Source organism: Micromonospora violae, assembly GCF_004217135.1.
Lineage (GTDB): Bacteria > Actinomycetota > Actinomycetes > Mycobacteriales > Micromonosporaceae > Micromonospora > Micromonospora violae.
This window is the reverse complement of the sequence record NZ_SHKK01000001.1, coordinates 3,497,262-3,514,819: the sequence shown is the minus strand read 5'-3', so window position 1 is coordinate 3,514,819 and position 17,558 is coordinate 3,497,262. Positions and strand designations below refer to the sequence as shown.

The following is a 17,558-nucleotide window of genomic DNA, read 5'->3' as shown; positions in this document are numbered from 1 at the left end:
GTGACGCAAACCTCTTGATCATTTCAGGGGTGGTGGTGGTCAGGGGTGCTGGTGTTAGCGGCGGGCGCAGGTGACCGTGGGGATCCCGTTGGTGCCGGTGCTGCTGGCCAGGAAGCCGAACGTGGTGCTGCCGTTTGGTGCGACGGTGCCGTTGTAGGAGACGTTCGTCGCTGTCACTGTCGAGCCGGACGAGGTCTGGGTGGCACTCCAGATCTGGTTGATCGACTGCCCGTTGGGCCAGGTCCAGCTGGCGGTCCAGCCGGAGAACGGTGTACTGCCGTGGTTCATGATCGTGACCTCACCCTGGAAGCCACCCTGCCAGGCGCTGGTCACCTTGTAGGCGGCCATGCAGTCACCGCCGGCCGGCGGCGGGGTGGTCGTCGGCGGCGGGTCGGTCGGCCCGGGGGTCGGGTCGGTCGGCGTGGGCGTCGGGTCGGTCGGCGTGGGCGTCGGCGACGTCGTGCCGCCCTTGATGCCGGTCACCTGACCGTTGCCACCGTCGAAGACCACGTCGGAGCAGCCGAAGAAGTTCTCCTGCGAGTCCGAGCGGACCCAGCGGGAGTAGATGATGTGCTGGCCGCTCTTGCCCGACGGCAGGTTGCCACTGAAGTAGTAGTGACCGTCGTTGGTGCCGACGGCGCCGCGCTGCGGCGGGTTGGTCACCGTGAGGAATGGCTGCTCCTCCAGGTCACTCCAGGCCAGCGCCCGGTTCGGGCTCCAGCTGTTCTTCGTGATGTAGAAGTAGAAGGTGCCCGGGTGGTGCGCCCAGTTGCTGTACCGGAAGTCCAACCGTGCACCGGCGGTCAGGTGGGTCAGCGGCCAGTCCGTGCGGGCCAGGTCGTAGCCGCGGAAGCCGGAGTTGCCGCCGCTGCACAGCTGCCCGTCCGGAATGAAGCCGGTGGTGCGACCACCGGCGTCGGAGCGCAGCACGCTGAACCAGTTGTAGAGCGAGTTCGCCCCGCTCTGCGCCACGGCAGCGGAGCACGCGGGGTTGGTCGGCCTGATCTCACCGGTCGTGCTGAGGCCGTCCTGCCAGCACAGGTAGGTGCGGCTGCCGGGCGTCATCGCCGCGCCGTGCGCGGCGGCCGGCTGCGGACTGGACGCCAGGGCGACAGCGCCCAGTGCGAGGGTCATGGCCGCGGTGAGCAAGGCGGCCATACGGGAACGGTTCACGGGTTCTCCTGACTCGCGAGGGGCGTTTGCTGAGCCGCCCCGCGCCATCGGGTGGGATGTGGCGTGATCGCCCCGCTGTCGTGAGCGGTGCGACGATCACGGCGACGTGCCCCGGCGGACAACAGCCAGTGGACGTGCGCCGTCGACGGTCCTGTCCTGGACCGGTGCCCTCGCGTCTAACCAACCCGGCAACCGGCGGCGCCGCAGCCCTCGCACCCCCGGTACGCGTCATCCCACCATGTCCCACCGGTCGAGCGCAATAGCCGTTCCTCGATGCATGAGAAGACCCGCCGGCCGCCGTCGCACGCCATATCCTGCGTACGGGGAGTGGGAACGGAGAGGCGGCCGTCGGTGCCGGACGTGTTCGACGAGGTGCACCGTCGGTGCCGCGACGGCGTACCGGTCGCGCTGGCCACCGTCGTGGCCACCTGGCACTCCGCCCCACAGCCACCCGGTGCCGCCATGGTGGTCGCGCCCGACGGCACTGTCGTCGGCAGTGTCTCCGGCGGCTGCGTCGAGGCGGATCTCTACGAACGGGCCCGCCGCGTGCTCGACACCGGCCACCCCGAGCTGTGCCGCTACGGGATCAGCGACGACGACGCGTACACCGTGGGCCTGACCTGCGGCGGGATCCTCGACGTGTTCGTGGAGCGCGTCGACGCGAGCGCCCGGCCGGCGCTGGACGCGGTCGCCGCCGCCCGCCGCGCCGGCCACCCGGCGGCCATCGTCACCTGCGTGGCGGCCGACGCCGCCGGCCCACCCGACGCCACCGTCCCGCCCGCCGCCACCGCGCCGCCAGCCGCCGCCACCGCGCCGCCAGCCGCCGCCACCGCGCCGCCAGCCGCCGCCACCGCGCCGCCCGCCGACCCGGCCCGACGGCTCGGCCGACGGTTGGTGGTGCGCAGCGGTCAGCGGCCCGTCGGGTCGCTCGGCGACGACCGGCTCGACGACGCCGCCTGCGCCGACGCCCTCGGGCTGCTCGCGGCCGGGCGCAGCGGGATGCTCCGGTACGGGTACCACGGGCAGCGCCGGGGCAGCGGTGTCAGCCTCTTCGTGACCGCGTACGCCAGCCGACCCCGGATGATCGTCTTCGGGGCGATCGATTTCGCCGCCGCGGTGGCCCGGCTCGGCAGGTTCCTCGGCTACCGGGTCACCGTCTGCGACGCCCGGCCGGTCTTCGCCACCGCGCGGCGCTTTCCCGACGCGGACGAGGTGGTGGTGCAGTGGCCGCACCGCTACCTGGGTGCGGAGTTGGCGGCCGGTCGGCTCGACGAGCGGACGGTGGTGTGCGTGCTCACCCACGACCCGAGGTTCGACGTGCCGTTGCTGGAGTTGGCGCTGCGCCACCCGCTGGCGTACGTCGGTGCGATGGGCTCCCGGCGCACCCACGACGAGCGGCACAAGCTGCTCAGCGAGGCGGGGCTCAACCCGGAGCAACTGGCCCGGCTCGCCTCCCCGATCGGGTTGGATCTCGGTGGTCGTACCCCGGAGGAGACCGCGGTGAGTGTGGCCGCGCAGATCGTCGCGGCCCGGTGGGGCGGCACCGGCCGGCCCCTGGCAGCGCTCGACGGGCCGATCCACCAGCCGGGGTAGCGCGGACGTCGGTGCGCGGCCTTCGGGGCCCATCGGGGCGCGCGCTGTGCCAGCCTGGTGCCACGGCGATCGGCGCGGCGAGCGGGGGTCGGTGGCGACGACGAGAGGATCGGCATGGGATACGCGGTGGTGCTCGGCGAGGCGCTCGTCGACCTGCTCGACACTGAGCTCGACGGGGAGCGGGTCTATCGGCAGGCCATCGGCGGCGGGCCGCTCAACGTCGCGGTCGGGGTGGCCCGACTCGGCGGTGCGGCACAGTTCGTCGGCTCGCTCGGTGATGACGCGCTGGGCGGCCGGATCCGCGGGTTCCTCACCGCAGCCGACGTCGGGGTGGCCGGGGCGATCACGGTGTCGGCGCCGACCACCCTCGCGGTGGTCACGTACGCCGGGCCGGAGCCGGATTTCCGTTTCTACGGCGAGCCGGCCTCCTACGGACTGCTCGGCCCCGACGATCTGGATCTGGCGCTGCTGGAGGGCGCCGACGTGCTGTACTGCGGTTCGATCGTGCTGCTTCAGCCCGGCCCACTGGCGGCCGCCCGACGCGCCTGGTCGCTCGCCCCCGGCCTGCGGGTCTTCGACCCGAACGTACGTCCCCGACTGCTGAACGGGCCGGCCGCGCTGGACGGGCTGCGGGAGGTGGTGGCCGAGTTCGCCGCCGGCGCGCACGTGGTCAAGATGAGCGCCGCCGACGCCGTGCTGCTCTATCCCGGTGAGCCGGTCGAGGGGGTCGCGGCGTACCTGCGTGAGCTGGGGGCGGCCACGGTGGTGGTGACGCTCGGCGCGGCCGGCGCGGTGTTGGCCGCCGCCGGCGCCGATCCGGTCCGGGTGCCGGCCCCCACGGTCAACGCGATCGATGCCACCGGTGCGGGTGACTCGGTGATGGCCGCGCTGATCGCCGACCTGCTGGTCGACGGCGAACCGGAGAGCCCGTCGGGCTGGGTGGAGCGGGTGGCCTTCGCGTTGCGGGTGGCCGGTCTGGTCTGCGAATCGCGGGGCGGCGCGACCGCCATGCCCACCCGCGCCGCCGTAACGGACCGCTTCGGCGGGTGACACCCACCGCCGAGACCGTCGTGACCGACCTGTGGTCGGGCGTGGCCCTCGGCGCCAACCAGCAGTGGCGACGCACGTCGGCGTAGCCGGTCAGGCCGTGCCGGTCAGTTCGAGGTAGCCGCGGTGGGCGGCGACCAGGGCGGGGCGGGCGCCGAAGGGGGCCTCGGCGGCCACCCGCTCCGGAGGTGCGCTGCCGGTGTGCGCCGCCCGGATCAGCCAGGCCAGCTTCGCCAGCTCCGCGTGCTGGGCGCGGACGAAGTCGACGTCCACCGGATCGCCGTGGCCCGGGATCACCACCGTGCGCGCGGTGGTCAGCCGCAGCAGGTCCGCGACCGCGTCCGGCCACTGCAAGGGGTACGAGTCCTCGAAGGCGGGCGGGCCGCTCTGCTCCACCAGGTCCCCGGCGACCAGCACGTCGGCGTCCGGCACGTGCACCACCAGGTCGGCGTCGGTGTGCCCGCGCCCCGGGTGTCGCAGCAGCACCCGTCGGCCACCCAGGTCGAGGGTCGTCTCGACGTGCACGGTGTGCGTCGGGGCGAGCAGTGGGGTGTCGGCCAGCTCGGCGGCGAGCGCCGGGTGCTCCGCGCGCACCTCCTCGTACGCCTCCCGGCGCAGCCGCTCCGGCTCCTCACGCAGGGCCGTGGCGGCCAGTTCGTGCGCGTACACCGGGCGGGGTGGGTCACCGGCCAGCACCGCGTTGCCGAAGCAGTGGTCGTAGTGGTGGTGGGTGTTGACCAGCGTCAACGGGCGGTCGGTGACCGCCCGGACGGCCGCGGCCAGCGCGGTGGCCTGGACCGCCGAGGAGAGCGTGTCCACCAGGAGCGCCTCGTCGTCGCCGACGACCAGCGTGACGTTGACCCGCAGCAGCGGCTCGACCAGCACGTGCACCCGGTCGGCGACCTCGACGAACCCGGCGTTCACGACGTCCGCCCGGCCCGCTCGACGAAGCGCCCCCGGTCGACCAGGATCCGGTCCACCCGGCCCCGGGCCACCGTCTGGTCACCATCGCTGACCGTGACCTCGAACGACAGCCGGCGACCGTCGACGCTCGCCAGCAACGCCTGCGCCCGGACCGTCCGGCCGATCACGGTCGGCGCCAGGTGCTCCAGCTCGACCCGGGTGCCCACGGTCGTCGAACCGGGCGGCATCCCGGTCGCCGTCGCCGCGACGGTGGCCGCCTCGGCCAGCGCCAGCACCCGGGGAGTGCCCAGCACCGGTACGTCCCCGGAACCGACCGCCTGGGCGGTGTCCGCGTCGGTGACGGTCAACTCGACCTGGGCGGTCAGACCCGGCGCGAAGGCCGGCTCGGGCTGCTCCTGCATGGTCGTCAGCCTAGGTGTTCGACGAGCCCGCCGAGCGCGCGGCCGGTGATCCGGCACCGCCCGCCCTCCCACCTGTGCACGGCCTCCCCGGGTGGTCCCCGTCGGTCGATGCCGCCCCCGTCGTTAACCTTGACCCCGATGGCCGTCGTGACTGACCCCCAGCCCCCCGCCCGGACCGACCCACCCGCGTCCCCGGACGGGGGTCGTCGGCGCGTCATCGCCATGACCCTCTGGGCGGTCGCCTTCGTCGCCGCGTGGCTGGCCATCGGGCTGCCCACCGACCCGGCGTACGCCTTCGTCTGGATCTGGGCCGCGACGATCGCCTGGAACAGTGACCGCCCGTGGCGTAGTCACCTGCGCTTCGCCCGGGACTGGGTGCCGGTGGTGCTGCTCTTCGTGGTGTACAACCTCTCGCGGGGGTTCGCCGACAACGGGGCCACGCCGCACGCGATGGAGTTGATCGTCGCCGACCGGTTCATGTTCGGCTGGGCCACCGGTGGTGAGGTGCCCACCGTCTGGTTGCAGCAACACCTCTACCACCCGCAGGTGCAGTGGTGGGACGTCGCGGCGAGCTGGGTGTACTTCTCGCACTTCGTGGTGACGCTCGCCGCCGCCGCGGTGCTCTGGCTGCGCAACCGGCACCGCTGGGCCGCGTACATGCGGCGCTGGGGTTTCCTCTGCGCGGCCGGCCTGGTCACCTACTTCGTCTACCCGGCCGCCCCACCGTGGTGGGCGGCGCAGAACGGCCTGCTCACCGAGGTGGCCCGGATCTCGACCCGGGGTTGGAAGGCGTTCGGCATGCACGGTGCCGGCAATGTCCTCAACGCCGGCCAGATCGCCTCCAACCCGGTCGCCGCGATGCCGTCGCTGCACACCGCGTGGGCGTTGTTCGTGGTGCTGTTCTTCCTGACCGCCACCCGTCGTCGCTGGTGGCCGCTGCTGCTCGCGTACCCGCTGGCGATGACCTTCACCCTGGTCTACTCGGGCGAGCACTACGTGATCGATGTGCTGGTCGGCTGGGCGTACGTGGGGATGACCTTCCTGGTGGTCGGTCTGGCGGAGCGCGGCTGGGCGGCGTGGCGTGCCCGCCACCCGAAAGCCACGGCGCACGGCCCCACGAGCGGCCCACCGGAGCAGCCCGGCACCCCCGCCGCCAGCCAGCCCGACCCGCCAACCCCCCGCGAACCAGACACCACCCCCACCCACCCCGCGGTCCCCGCCGACCACTGACCCGCCCCTGGCCCGTTGATCATGAAGTTATCGCCCCACGCCGCGTGGGAGGGCAACAACTTCATGATCAACGAGGGTTGGCGGGGGTCGGGGAGGGGAAGTGGGGCGGAGTTAGCGGGTTCGGTGGGTGCGGGCTCGGTGGGCTCTGGCGGTCAGGTCGGCGGCCAGGGCCCAGGCCTCGGCCAGGTCGCGGTCCTGGGCGGTGGCGCCGGAACCGCCGGCGGTGTCCGCGTGTACGGACGCCAACCCCATCCGCCGCTGAATGGGCCCCTGCACCACCCGTACGCTCTGGATCCGGGCGTACGGCACGATCACCAGTTGCCGGGTGAACCGCCCGGAGCGGGTGGCGAACACCTGCTCGAAGAGCCCCGCGCCGAACGCGGTACGGCCCAGCGGGTGCAGCCAACGGGTCCGGCGCGGAGGTGGGCTCAGCGGGAGCGCGTCGAGACGTACGCCGGGCAGCACCTCGGCGACGATCATTGTCGCCGTCGGCAGGTCGCCGACCGGTAGTAGTCGGTCGGGCCGGTTGCGGTCGTCGCCCTCCGCGGCGGAGTAGCCGGCCACCTCCAGCCGCAGTCGCAGCCAGCCGTTCACCCGCCACAGCAACGGCCAGGTGGCCCCCACGGTCTGCACCCGCTCCAGCGGCACGGTCTGCGCGCGCGTCTCCAGCAGGCCGTTGTGCACCCGTAGCGTGCCGCCGTCGCGGGCCAGCCGGAAGTTCCAGTCGTCGAGGACCCGGCGGATCGGTTGCAGCAGGACACCCGCCATCGCGGTCAGGGTGCTCGCCACCGCGACGAACGACCACGAGCCGGCGGTGAGGAACTGCACCACGACGAAGGCCACACCGAACGGGAGCAGGAACGCCTGCGGGGTGAGCAGTTGGCTGATCAGCAGGTTCTGGTTGCGGACCGCGTGCAGTGGCCGGCCCGGTCGGGCGGCCGGCGGCGGCACCGTCGCACCCGGCGCCACCGGGGTCGCCGCGTCGCCGGGCGCGGGCAGTTGCGCCACCCGCCCGGCCAGGGCCAGCAGACGCTCGCGCAGCAGGGCCGCGTCGGCCACCCCGAGGTACGCCAGTGGCGCCTCCGTCTTGCCCCCGCCGACCACCTCCAGGCGCAGTTCGGCCAGGCCGGTGAGCTGAGCGAGCAGCGGCCGGACCACCTCCACGGCCTGCAACCGTTCCAACGGGATGGCCCGGGTACGCCGCCAGAGCAGCCCTTCGTACACCCGTAGCTCCCGGCCCACGACGTGGTAGCCGGTGTTGTACCAGCTGACCACGGACAGCACTGTCGCGCCGAGCGCCAGCACCACCACCATGGCGGCGAACCAGCCGAAGCCCACCCGGGACAGGGTCGACCAGGACAACCCGGCGATCACCACGACCAGGGACTTGGCGCCGTGCAGCACCGGGCTGAGCGGGTGCAGTCGTTGCCGGGGCTCGCCCTCGCCGCCGCCCGGTGGGGCCGGCCACGGTGCGGGCATCCCCGGTGGCACCGCGTCGGCGGGCGGCGCGCCAGCGGGCAGCCCCGGCGGCGTCGGGCCGGTGGGTGGCACGGTGCTCGGCTCGGCGGGCCCGTCGTTCATCGCAGCGGCCCTCGGCGGGGGTGGCCACGGCCCGCGCGGGCGCTCACAGCCCCTCCGCCCGGTCCTCGCCGAGCGCGGTGAGTCGATCGCGCAGCCGGGACGCCTCCGCCGGACGCAGCCCGGGCACCCGGGCGTCGCTCGCCGCCGCCGCCGTGTGCAGCTGCACGGTGGCCAGGTCGAAGGCGCGCTCCAACGGACCGGCGCTCACGTCGACGAACTGCATCCGCGAATACGGCACGATGGAGAGTCGGCGGACCAGCAGCCCGTGCCGGACCAGCAGATCGTTCTCCCGCTCGGCGTACCCCCAGGCCCGGACCGCGCGGACGATCGTGACGGCCCGCCACACGCCGAGCAGCACCACGACGGCGACGGCGAGCCCGAACAGCCAGTGGCCGCTGAACGCCCAGGCGACGGCCGTCACGGCCAGCCCGATGGCGACCACGACCGCCAGCCGGATCAGCCCCACCCAGATCAGATCGGTGGAGATCGGCTGCCAGTTGACCGTGTCCGGCCAGGGCTCCAGCGGACCCCGGCCAACCGGCGCGGCGGTCAACAGTGGGCCGGGAGTGCCGGGGTCGGGTGGCAGGAGGCCGGGGGCCGGCAGGTCGGGCGCGCGCCGGTCGGCGGGGGTCGGCCGGTGACCGGGTGGCAGCGCGCCCGGTGGCAGCGGGGCGGGCGTCGAGACATCCGGCGCGGTGGGCTCCGGGCCGAGCGTGCCGGGTGCCGGGAACGCGCCGGGCGGCGGCTCGACGCCCGGTGGTGCGGTGGCCGGGGTGGGCGGCCAGGACGGGGAACTGGGGCCGGGGGAAGCCGGATGGTCGCCGCTCACAGGTCGAGCGTAGGCGATGCGGGCACCGCAGTGACGGCACGCAGGAAGCCTCGAGCGTCCAGGAAGTCACCGAGGCTGCCCCGATGCTCGGCGCAGGCCAACCAGGTCTTGCGCCGATCGGCGTCGTGCAGGCGGGGATTGTTCCACTCCAGCGCCCAGACGGCGGCGGACCGGCAGCCCCGGGCCGAACAGACCAGGGCCTCGTCAGCGGGGGAGGGGATGCTCATCCCGGCCAGTCTAGGGCGTCGGGACGGAGAGCTTGAGCGCCGGGCGACCACGGGGGGAGCCGCCCGGCGACGGGTGAATCGTACACGCGCCGGGCCGGTCCGTGCACACCCGCGATGCGCGATTCGGCTGCTGGGGACGGCGCGCCCAAAATCGGCTTCTCCCCACCTCCACACTCAGCAAGGCGTGGGAGTCTTGATACCGCACAAGCCGCGACGACCGACAAACGCTGTGGAGGACCGGTGGCCCAGCCGACCATGCCCGACGCCCCGACGCCGAACGGAGCGGCACCTGCGCCGGTGACCACACCCGCACAGGACGCCACCCTGTTGGAGAAGGCGCTGTTCGAGATCAAACGTGTGATCGTCGGGCAGGACCGGATGGTGGAGCGGATGTTCGTGGCGCTGCTCGCCCGAGGTCACTGCCTGATCGAGGGTGTGCCCGGGGTGGCCAAGACCCTGGCGGTGGAGACCCTCGCCAAGGTCGTCGGCGGGTCCTTCGCCCGGGTGCAGTTCACCCCGGACCTGGTGCCCGCCGACATCATGGGCACCCGGATCTACCGGCAGTCGAGCGAGAAGTTCGACGTCGAGTTGGGCCCGGTCTTCGTCAACTTCCTGCTCGCCGACGAGATCAACCGGGCGCCGGCGAAGGTGCAGTCCGCGCTGCTGGAGGTGATGAGCGAGCGGCAGGTGTCCATCGGTGGGGAGAGCCACCGGGTGCCCGACCCGTTCCTGGTGATGGCGACCCAGAACCCGATCGAGCAGGAGGGCGTCTATCCGCTGCCGGAGGCGCAACGGGACCGGTTCCTGCTGAAGATCGTGGTGGGCTACCCGAGCGACGCGGAGGAACGGGAGATCGTCTACCGGATGGGTGTGGCCGCGCCCGAACCGACAGCGGTCTTCGACACCCCGGAGCTGATCGCCCTGCAACGCAAGGCCGACCAGGTCTTCGTCCACAACGCCCTGGTCGACTACGCGGTCCGGTTGGTGCTGGCCACCCGCACCCCGGCCGAGCACGGCATGCCCGACGTCGCGCAACTGATCCAGTACGGGGCCAGCCCGCGGGCCTCGTTGGGTCTGGTCCGGGCGACCCGCGCCCTGGCGCTGCTGCGCGGGCGCGACTACGCGCTGCCGCAGGACGTGCAGGACATCGCACCGGACATCCTGCGGCACCGGTTGGTGCTCAGCTACGACGCACTCGCCGACGACGTGCCCGCCGACCACATCGTGCAGCGGGTGATGTCGACGATTCCGCTCCCGGCGGTCGCCCCCCGGCAGCAGGCCACCCCGCCGTCGATCGCGCCGCCGCCGGGCGCTGGTTGGCCCGGGCAGCGGCCGTGACCTCACCCACCCCTCGTCCGGCCCCCCTCGCCGACCGTAGTGAGGCCGTGCTGTCCCGGCTTCAGCTGCTCGTCACCCGCAAACTCGACGGCCTCCTCCAGGGCGACTACGCCGGGCTGCTGCCCGGCCCGGGCAGTGAGGCGGGGGAGTCGCGGGAGTACCGACCCGGCGACGACGTGCGCCGGATGGACTGGCCGGTCACGGCACGGACCACCACGCCGCACGTGCGGCGTACGGCCGCCGACCGGGAGTTGGAGACCTGGCTCGCGCTGGATCTCTCCGCCAGCCTCGACTTCGGTACGGGGCAGTGGCTCAAGCGGGAGGTCGTGGTGGCCGCGGCGGCCGCCATCACCCACCTGACCGTGCGCGGCGGCAACCGGATCGGCGCCGTGATCGGCACCGGTGGCGGGGTGTCCACGCCGGCCCGCCGCTGGCGAGGCGGGCCGCCGACGGTCGGGCCCGGGGTGCTCACCCGGCTGCCGGCCCGCTCCGGCCGCAAGGAGGCGCAGGGCCTGCTGCGTGCCGTCGCCGGCACCGCCATCCGGCCCGGCCGTGGTGATCTGGGGGCGCTGATCGAGATGCTCAACCGTCCGCCGCGCCGTCGCGGGGTGGCCGTGGTGGTCTCGGACTTCCTCGCGCCGGCCGAGCAGTGGGCGCGGCCGATGCGCAAGCTGCGCGTCCGCCACGACGTGCTGGCGATCGAGGTGGTCGACCCACGTGAGCTGGAGCTGCCCGACGTCGGCGTGTTGCCGGTGGTCGACCCGGAGACCGGCGAGCTGCACGAGGTGCAGACCGCCGACCCACGGCTGCGGCAGCGCTACGCCGAGGCCGCCACCGCCCAACGGGCCACGATCGCCGCCGCCCTGCGCGGCGCCGGGGCGGCCCACCTGCGTCTGCGTACCGACCGAGACTGGCTGCTGGACATGGTGCGATTCGTTGCCGCGCAGCGGCACGCGCGTACCCGGGGGACGACACGATGATCCGTTTTCTGCAACCGTGGTGGCTGCTGGCTGTGCTGCCGGTGTTCGCCCTCGCCGCGTTCTACGTCTGGCGGCAGTTGCACCGCCGGGCGTACGCGATGCGGTTCACCAATGTGGACCTGTTGCGTACGGTGGCGCCGAAGGGCCTGGGCTGGCGTCGGCACGTCCCGGCGACCGCGTTCCTGCTCTGCCTGTTGGTGCTGGCCACCGCGCTGGCCCGGCCGGCGGTGGACACCAAGGAGCCGCTGGAGCGGGCCACCGTGATGCTCGCCATCGACGTGTCGTTGTCGATGCAGGCCGACGACGTGGTGCCGAACCGGCTGGAGGCGGCCCAGGAGGCGGCCAAGCAGTTCGTCAGTGAGCTGCCGGAGAGCTACAACCTGGGTCTTGTGTCGTTCGCCAAGGCGGCCAACGTGCTGGTGCCGCCGGGCAAGGACCGGGACGCGGTGACCAGCGCCATCGACGGGCTGGTGTTGGCCGAGGCGACCGCGACCGGCGAGGCGGTGTTCACCTGCCTGGAGGCGATCCGGTCGGTGCCGGCCGACGGCGCGGCGGGTATTCCGCCGGCGCGGATCGTGCTGCTCTCCGACGGTTTCCGGACCTCGGGTCGGGCGGTGGAGGAGGCGGCGGCGGCCGCGCAGGCCGCGAACGTTCCGGTCTCCACCATCGCCTTCGGCACCGACACCGGCCAGGTGGACATCGGCGGGCAGTTGCAGCGGGTGCCGGTGGACCGGATGGCCCTCGCCGAACTCGCCGAGACCACCGAGGGTTACTTCTACGAGGCGGCTTCGGTGAGCGAGCTGAAGCAGGTCTATCAGGACATGGGCAGCTCGATCGGGTTCCGCACCGAGCCGCGTGAGGTGACCCAGTGGTACGCCGGGGTGGCGTTGCTGCTGGCGCTCTGCGCGGGCGCGCTCAGCCTGCTGTGGTCGTCGCGGATGGTGTGACCGGTGTGCCGGCGGCGGTCAGTGACCGCCGCCGGCGAGCACGAAGACGATGGCCACCCAGACGGCGGCGAGGGTGAAGCCCAGCGGGGCGACGTAGCGGCTCATGGACGGCTCCGGGTGGCGGCTGGACGGTCCGCGTGCGGGGGCGGACCGCAGGGGTAGGGACGCGCACACGAAGTCGTGACCGGGCGGCTCCCGGCGGCCGCCCGAAATCGGGCGGCGCGGCACACTCACCTCGGCAGGTGCCGACGTGGTGGGGAGCGGAGCGGGGTCAGCTCACCAGACTGAGTCGTGGCTCAGCGGGACTGACCATCGGCCCGGCCACGACTGGGAGGATCGCTATCTCGCACAGCGATCACCTCCTGCAAGTCGGGCCGGCCGGAACGTCGATGATCGTACACCTGCGGTGTCGACGGACCGTACTCGGCCGACCGGCTGGCGACCCCTCCACCGCCCGGTTGACGCCGCGACCGCGGCCGACCCACCCGTACGACGGTGACCAGCACCACCGCGAGCAGCGGCAGCCAGCAGCAGCGCGCGAGCACCCAGCCCGGGTCGTCCGGGGCGGTGTGCAGACCGGGCAGGGTCAGCCCGCCGCGGGCGGTGAGCGCGGTCACCGCCACCAGGACGGGCTGGTGCCACAGGTAGATCCGCACCGCGGAGCGGTTCACAGCGGTCACCGCGCGGCCCGGCACCGGCCGGGTCAGCAGCCGTCGCAGGGCGGGCCGCGCGAGCAGCCCCAGCCCGACCTGGGTGACCGCCAGCGCCACGACCAGCAGCGACGGCGGGTTCAGGTTGGACACCCCGGCGCCGGGCACGCCGACCGCGCTCACCGGGTAGCCCAGTGCCAGCAGCGCCGCCAGCGCGACCGCCCCACCAGCCGCCACCGTCGCGCCCGCGCGCCGGCCGTCCAGCCACCCGTCGGCGTGCGCCACGCCGAGCAGGTACGGCACCGACCAGGCCGCCAGCACGGTGACCGGGGGCAGGTCGGTGCCGGCCGGCAGCAGGCGGACGGCCAGGTCGGCGGCGGCGACCACGGCCACCGCCGGTGCCACGCAGCGCGTCACCCCCCACCGGCGTACGGCGGCGCGCAGCGGGCCGGTCACCGCGACGAGGATCACCAGCGGCAGCAGGAACCACAGCGGGCTGATCGCGAGCCGCAACGCCACGCCGAGCGTGTCGTCCGAGGTGCCGACGACGGTGGCGGCGAGCAGAACGGCGGCCCCCACCCCGAGCAGCGCCACCGCGGGCAGCAGCAGCCGACGCAGCCGACCGGCCAGCCACCCGCCCGCGTCGCCCGGATGGCGGGCCAGCGACCGGGTCGAGCCGAACCCGGCGGTGAAGAAGAACAACCCGAGCGTCTGCAACACCCAGGTCATCGGGGCCAGGTCGGGCATCGCGGTCAGCGGACTGGCCTGGTGCAGGCCGCCGTCGCCGGTGAGCACCAAGCCGGTGACCAGCCAGTGCCCCAGCACCACCCCGCCGATCGCGTACGCCCGCAGCGCGTCGACGGCGCGGTCGCGGCTCACTGGGCGTCCCGGACCGGGTCGGCGGCCACGCCGCCCCGCACGACCGCCGCCACCGCGACCAGCGCGCCGCTGCCAGGCGCGAGGTAGCCGTCGTGCCCCGCCACCCCGTCCACCGGCAGCGGGCGGGCGCCGAACGCCGGGTCGCCGGGTCGCCGGCCGAAGCCCAGGCCGGGCAGCCGCACCGGTGGTACCCGACGGATCCAGTCGGTAGGTGCCTCGGCCGCCCAGAACCGCCGCCCGCCGGGCAGGTCGTCGGCGCGCTGCACCCCGGCGCCCACGCCGCCGAGGCTGACCACATCGGTGACCTGGGTCGGGGCGTCCGCCGCCGCCAGCGACACCACCAGCGCCCCGTAGCTGTGCCCGACCAGCGTGATCGTGGCCGCCGGACGCCGCCCGGCCAACTCCCGCAGCAGGGTGCCCAGCGCGGCCGCGCCCCGTCGGGCGCTGACCTGCCCGGCGGCGGTCAACACCCCGTCGGGCGGGTCGTAGCCGAGCCAGGCCAGCACCGCGACCCGCGCCCCCGGGTCGGCCGCCCGCAGCTCCCGGTAGAGCTGCCCGGCCTGCACCGCCGGCGCCCGCCGGGCCACCCCGCCCAACCCCCGGTCGAAGTCGGCGAGGGTGCTGCCGACCCCCGGCACCAGCACCGCGATCCGGTCGGCGTGGGCGAGGTCACCGAGGACCTCGACCGCGCGGCCGTCACCGCGCCCGTCGAACAGCAGGAACCGGCGTCCGTCGGCCGCCCAGTCCGCGTACGGGGGGCCGGCCGCGCGCATCGCCGCCGCCGTCACCGGGTACGCCTCGACGAACCCCGCCGCCGTGGCCGGCCCGGGTCTGGTCGGCAGGACCAGGTTCACGCCGAGCAGTGCGGCCATCGCCACCCGGCTGGCACCTCGTCGTCGCATCACGTTCTCCCTCCGGAATGTCATCCGGAGGGAGAGTGCGCCCGGGGGCGGAGCCTGGTCGTCGTACCGCGGAGCCGTCTGCGGGCTGGCTCCACGGGACTACTCGCCGGCGGCCACCAGACCGGTCTCGTACGCCAGCACCACGGCCTGGGCCCGGTCGCGCAGACCCAGCTTGGCCAGGATCCGCCCGACGTGCGTCTTCACGGTCTGCTCGGCCACCACCAGGTCACCGGCGATCTCCGCGTTGTTGCGGCCCCGGGCGATCAGCCGCAGCACCTCGGTCTCGCGGGGGGTCAGCCCGGCCAGGTCGGTGGGGCGCGGGCGGCGGCGGTCCGGACGGGCCGCGAACTCGGCGATCAGCCGGCGGGTGACCGTCGGGGCGAGCAGCGCGTCCCCGGCCGCGACCACCCGCACCGCCTGCACCAGGTCGGCCGCCGGGGCGTCCTTGAGCAGGAATCCGCTGGCCCCGGCGCGCAGCGCCTCGTACACGTAGTCGTCCAGGTCGAAGGTGGTCAGGATGAGCACCTTCGGTCGCTGCGCGGACCGGTCACCGAGCAGCTTGCGGGTGGCCTCCAACCCGTCCATGACCGGCATCCGCACGTCCATCAGCACCACGTCCGGGTCGAGGTGGCGGGCGGCGGTCACGGCCTGCGCCCCGTCGGCGGCGTCACCCACCACCAGCAGGTCCGGTTGGGCGGCGAGCAGCGCGCCGAAACCCTGCCGGACCATCGCCTGGTCGTCGACGATCAGCACCCGGATCATTCGGTCCCGCCCTCCGCGTCGTACGGCAGCTCGGCCGCCACCGCGTAACCCCCGTCGGGCAGCGGCCCGGCGGTGAACGTACCGCCCAGCGAGGTGGCCCGCTCCCGCATGCCGGTCAGCCCGTGCCCGGAGCCCGTCTCGCGGGGCCGGGAGCCCGCCTCGGCGGGTGGCGCGTTCTCTACGCGTACCCGAAGACCGGACCGGCCGGCGCGGACGGTGACCCGCACCGCGGCGCCGGCCGCGTGGCGGGCCGCGTTGGCCAGGCCCTCCTGCACGATGCGGTACGCGGCCAGCCCGACCGGCGCGGGCACCCGGTCGTCGTCCGCCAGCTCGGCGTCCAGGGTGACCGGCAGCCCGGCCCGGTGGGCCGCGTCCACCATCGCGCCCAGGTCGGTCAGGTCCGGCTGCGGCGCGGTCTGCGGCCCGGTCGTCTCGCTGCGCAGCACCCCCAGCAGCCGCCGCATGTCGGTCAGCGCGTCGCGGGCCGACGCGGCGATGGCGACGAACTCCGCGGCTGCCGGAGCGGACACGTCCGTCAGCCGGTACGGGGCGGTCTCCGCCTGCACCGCGATCAGCGACATGTGGTGGGCCACCACGTCGTGCAGCTCCCGGGCGATCCGGGTGCGTTCCTCCAGCACCGCGCGGCGCTCCTGCTCGCGCTCGTTCAGCTCGGTCTGCGCGGCCAGCTCCCGCCGGGACAACCGGTTGCGTCGGATCAGGTCACCGACGATCGCCGACGCGCCGAGCAGCAGCAGGACCGGGACCCGGTTGTCGGGGTGCACCAGGGTGAACACCGGCACCGTGCTGATCGTCACCACCCAGGCCAGCACCGGCCGGTCGACCCGCGTGACGGTCAGGGCCAGCACCACGATCGACCCGAGCGCCAACGGTGGGGTCCATGGCCAGGCCTGGTCGGCTGGCGCGTTGAACGTGCAGATCAGCAGGGCCAGCACGGTCAGCCGCCAGGCCAGCAGGGGACGCCGGGGCAGCGCCAGCAGCGGCGCCACGGTCATCGCCGCGAACAGCACCGCGACTGGCGCCGGCAGGCCCCAGTCGCTCTCCACGGTCAGCGTGATCAGGAAGAGACCGAGGGCGGCGAGCAGGCCGACCGGGGTGACGTAGCGGGCCGGGCCGGGCCAGCGGGCCAGCAGCGGTCGTTCGGGCCGGGGGTCCGGGCCCAGCAGGGTCTGTCGCAGGGCGCGCAGGGCCCCGGCGATCGGTTGCCGGTTCACCACCGGGAGGCTACGGGCCGAGCCCGCCACCAGGCGTGCCACCAGGGGTTGATCCGGGTGTCGTACCCCAGTGTGACGTGTCTCCCGTTAGCGCTTACCTGCCGGTAACGCCTAGGCTCCGACGCGTCCGTGCTGACCATTCGCAAGGGGGAACAGTGGCCCGTACCGTGCTGGTGACCGGGGGCAACCGGGGGATCGGCCTCGCCATCGCGCAGGCCTTCGCCAAGCAGGGCGACCGGGTGGCGGTCACCCACCGCAGCGGCGAGGCGCCCGACGGGCTGTTCGGCGTACGCGCCGACGTCACCGACGCCGCCTCGATCGACGCCGCGTTCACCGCTGTCGAGGCCGAGCTGGGGCCGGTCGAGGTGGTGGTCGCCAACGCCGGCATGACCGCCGACACGTTGCTGCTGCGCATGTCCGAGGAGCAGTTCACCGATGTGGTGAACACCAACCTCACCGGCGCGTTCCGGGTGGCGAAGCGGGCCTCCGGCAAGATGCTGCGCGCCAAGTGGGGTCGCATGATCTTCATCTCCTCGGTGGTCGGCCTCGCCGGCGGCGCCGGGCAGGTCAACTACGCCGCCAGCAAGGCCGGTCTCGTCGGCGTCGCCCGCTCGATCACCCGGGAGCTGGGCAGCCGCAACATCACCGCGAACGTGGTGGCGCCCGGCTTCATCGCCACGGACATGACCGCCGGTCTCTCCGACGACCGCAAGGCGGAGATCCTCAAGTCGATCCCGGCTGGCCGGATGGCCAACCCGGAGGAGGTCGCCGCCGTGGTCACCTGGCTGGCCTCCGACAGCGCCGGGTACGTCTCCGGCGCCGTCATCCCGGTCGACGGTGGCCTCGGCATGGGCCACTGACCC

At 74.0% G+C, this 17,558-nt stretch carries 18 protein-coding genes; 7 read left to right on the top strand and 11 right to left on the bottom strand.

Annotated elements, in window-relative coordinates; translation table 11 throughout:
- Window positions 1-54: 54 nt before the first annotated feature.
- Window positions 55-1,221, bottom strand: coding sequence for a lytic polysaccharide monooxygenase (locus EV382_RS15415; protein WP_130402600.1), 1,167 nt, complete (start codon window positions 1,219-1,221; stop codon window positions 55-57).
- A gap of 303 nt (window positions 1,222-1,524) precedes the next feature.
- Here EV382_RS15415 and EV382_RS15410 point away from each other — a divergent pair, with 303 nt between their 5' ends.
- Both EV382_RS15410 and EV382_RS15405 read left to right on the top strand, forming a co-directional pair.
- A complete protein-coding gene (locus tag EV382_RS15410) occupies window positions 1,525-2,766 on the top strand; it encodes an XdhC family protein (RefSeq protein WP_130402598.1) in 1,242 nt (413 codons plus the stop codon).
- Window positions 2,767-2,880: 114 nt separating this feature from the next.
- Entirely contained in the window at window positions 2,881-3,816 is a 936-nt protein-coding gene (locus EV382_RS15405) for a PfkB family carbohydrate kinase (RefSeq protein ID WP_130402596.1), read from the top strand.
- A 90-nt stretch (window positions 3,817-3,906) separates the two neighbouring features.
- On the opposite strand, the gene EV382_RS15400 is transcribed toward EV382_RS15405, so the two are convergent.
- On the bottom strand, window positions 3,907-4,737 hold the full coding sequence (locus EV382_RS15400; protein WP_130402594.1) for an MBL fold metallo-hydrolase: 831 nt from the start codon (window positions 4,735-4,737) through the stop codon (window positions 3,907-3,909).
- Window positions 4,734-5,138 (bottom strand): thioesterase family protein, encoded by a 405-nt coding sequence (locus EV382_RS15395; RefSeq protein WP_130402592.1) that lies wholly within the window; start codon window positions 5,136-5,138, stop codon window positions 4,734-4,736. Before EV382_RS15395 ends, EV382_RS15400 begins: the two co-directional genes overlap by 4 nt.
- A 138-nt stretch (window positions 5,139-5,276) precedes the next feature.
- On the opposite strand from EV382_RS15395, the gene EV382_RS15390 reads away from it, so the two are divergent.
- On the top strand, window positions 5,277-6,368 hold the full coding sequence (locus EV382_RS15390; RefSeq protein ID WP_244236707.1) for a phosphatase PAP2 family protein: 1,092 nt from the start codon (window positions 5,277-5,279) through the stop codon (window positions 6,366-6,368).
- A 111-nt stretch (window positions 6,369-6,479) separates the two neighbouring features.
- Here EV382_RS15390 and EV382_RS15385 read toward each other — a convergent pair whose 3' ends face one another.
- The 3 genes from EV382_RS15385 to EV382_RS15375 form a co-directional block, all read right to left on the bottom strand.
- Window positions 6,480-7,847 (bottom strand): PH domain-containing protein, encoded by a 1,368-nt coding sequence (locus tag EV382_RS15385; protein WP_425271988.1) that lies wholly within the window; start codon window positions 7,845-7,847, stop codon window positions 6,480-6,482.
- Between the two features lie 145 nt (window positions 7,848-7,992).
- On the bottom strand, window positions 7,993-8,535 hold the full coding sequence (locus EV382_RS15380) for a PH domain-containing protein (protein WP_165435928.1): 543 nt from the start codon (window positions 8,533-8,535) through the stop codon (window positions 7,993-7,995).
- Window positions 8,536-8,774: 239 nt separating this feature from the next.
- Entirely contained in the window at window positions 8,775-9,005 is a 231-nt protein-coding gene (locus EV382_RS15375) for a hypothetical protein (RefSeq protein ID WP_130402588.1), read from the bottom strand.
- Window positions 9,006-9,245: 240 nt separating this feature from the next.
- Here EV382_RS15375 and EV382_RS15370 point away from each other — a divergent pair, with 240 nt between their 5' ends.
- From EV382_RS15370 to EV382_RS15360, 3 genes are read left to right on the top strand one after another with little or no spacing between them, the layout of a single operon-like run.
- Window positions 9,246-10,343, top strand: a complete 1,098-nt coding sequence (locus EV382_RS15370) for an AAA family ATPase (protein ID WP_130402586.1) — start codon at window positions 9,246-9,248, stop codon at window positions 10,341-10,343.
- Window positions 10,322-11,323, top strand: a complete 1,002-nt coding sequence (locus EV382_RS15365; RefSeq protein ID WP_130402584.1) for a DUF58 domain-containing protein — start codon at window positions 10,322-10,324, stop codon at window positions 11,321-11,323. The genes EV382_RS15370 and EV382_RS15365 overlap by 22 nt, the downstream gene beginning before the upstream one ends.
- Window positions 11,320-12,270, top strand: coding sequence for a VWA domain-containing protein (locus EV382_RS15360; RefSeq protein WP_130402582.1), 951 nt, complete (start codon window positions 11,320-11,322; stop codon window positions 12,268-12,270). The genes EV382_RS15365 and EV382_RS15360 overlap by 4 nt, the downstream gene beginning before the upstream one ends.
- 18 nt (window positions 12,271-12,288) lie before the next feature.
- Here the strand turns inward: EV382_RS15360 and EV382_RS15355 are convergent, their stop codons facing one another.
- The 5 genes from EV382_RS15355 to EV382_RS15335 form a co-directional block, all read right to left on the bottom strand.
- Window positions 12,289-12,504, bottom strand: coding sequence for a hypothetical protein (locus EV382_RS15355; RefSeq protein ID WP_130402580.1), 216 nt, complete (start codon window positions 12,502-12,504; stop codon window positions 12,289-12,291).
- A gap of 62 nt (window positions 12,505-12,566) precedes the next feature.
- Window positions 12,567-13,799 carry an acyltransferase family protein gene (locus EV382_RS15350; RefSeq protein ID WP_130402578.1) on the bottom strand — a complete coding sequence of 411 codons (1,233 nt, stop codon included), beginning with the start codon at window positions 13,797-13,799 and terminating at the stop codon, window positions 12,567-12,569.
- On the bottom strand, window positions 13,796-14,701 hold the full coding sequence (locus tag EV382_RS15345) for an alpha/beta hydrolase (protein WP_130402576.1): 906 nt from the start codon (window positions 14,699-14,701) through the stop codon (window positions 13,796-13,798). The genes EV382_RS15350 and EV382_RS15345 overlap by 4 nt, the downstream gene beginning before the upstream one ends.
- A 99-nt stretch (window positions 14,702-14,800) precedes the next feature.
- Entirely contained in the window at window positions 14,801-15,463 is a 663-nt protein-coding gene (locus tag EV382_RS15340; protein WP_130402574.1) for a response regulator, read from the bottom strand.
- Window positions 15,460-16,695 (bottom strand): sensor histidine kinase, encoded by a 1,236-nt coding sequence (locus EV382_RS15335; RefSeq protein ID WP_130402572.1) that lies wholly within the window; start codon window positions 16,693-16,695, stop codon window positions 15,460-15,462. Before EV382_RS15335 ends, EV382_RS15340 begins: the two co-directional genes overlap by 4 nt.
- A 155-nt stretch (window positions 16,696-16,850) precedes the next feature.
- Here EV382_RS15335 and fabG point away from each other — a divergent pair, with 155 nt between their 5' ends.
- Window positions 16,851-17,555: a 3-oxoacyl-ACP reductase FabG gene (fabG, locus tag EV382_RS15330; RefSeq protein WP_130402570.1), complete on the top strand. Its 705-nt coding sequence runs from the start codon at window positions 16,851-16,853 to the stop codon at window positions 17,553-17,555.
- The last annotated feature ends 3 nt before the right edge of the window (window positions 17,556-17,558 follow it).

Coding starts and splice junctions, on each gene's coding strand:
- EV382_RS15360 (WP_130402582.1), top strand. CDS start 11,320: ATGATCCGTTTTCTGCAACCGTGGTGGCTGCTGGCTGTGCTGCCGGTG.
- EV382_RS15375 (WP_130402588.1), bottom strand. CDS start 9,005: ATGAGCATCCCCTCCCCCGCTGACGAGGCCCTGGTCTGTTCGGCCCGG.
- EV382_RS15415 (WP_130402600.1), bottom strand. CDS start 1,221: ATGGCGCGGGGCGGCTCAGCAAACGCCCCTCGCGAGTCAGGAGAACCC.
- EV382_RS15405 (WP_130402596.1), top strand. CDS start 2,881: ATGGGATACGCGGTGGTGCTCGGCGAGGCGCTCGTCGACCTGCTCGAC.
- EV382_RS15385 (WP_425271988.1), bottom strand. CDS start 7,847: ATGCCCGCACCGTGGCCGGCCCCACCGGGCGGCGGCGAGGGCGAGCCC.
- EV382_RS15395 (WP_130402592.1), bottom strand. CDS start 5,138: ATGCAGGAGCAGCCCGAGCCGGCCTTCGCGCCGGGTCTGACCGCCCAG.
- EV382_RS15345 (WP_130402576.1), bottom strand. CDS start 14,701: ATGCGACGACGAGGTGCCAGCCGGGTGGCGATGGCCGCACTGCTCGGC.
- EV382_RS15390 (WP_244236707.1), top strand. CDS start 5,277: ATGGCCGTCGTGACTGACCCCCAGCCCCCCGCCCGGACCGACCCACCC.
- EV382_RS15340 (WP_130402574.1), bottom strand. CDS start 15,463: ATGATCCGGGTGCTGATCGTCGACGACCAGGCGATGGTCCGGCAGGGT.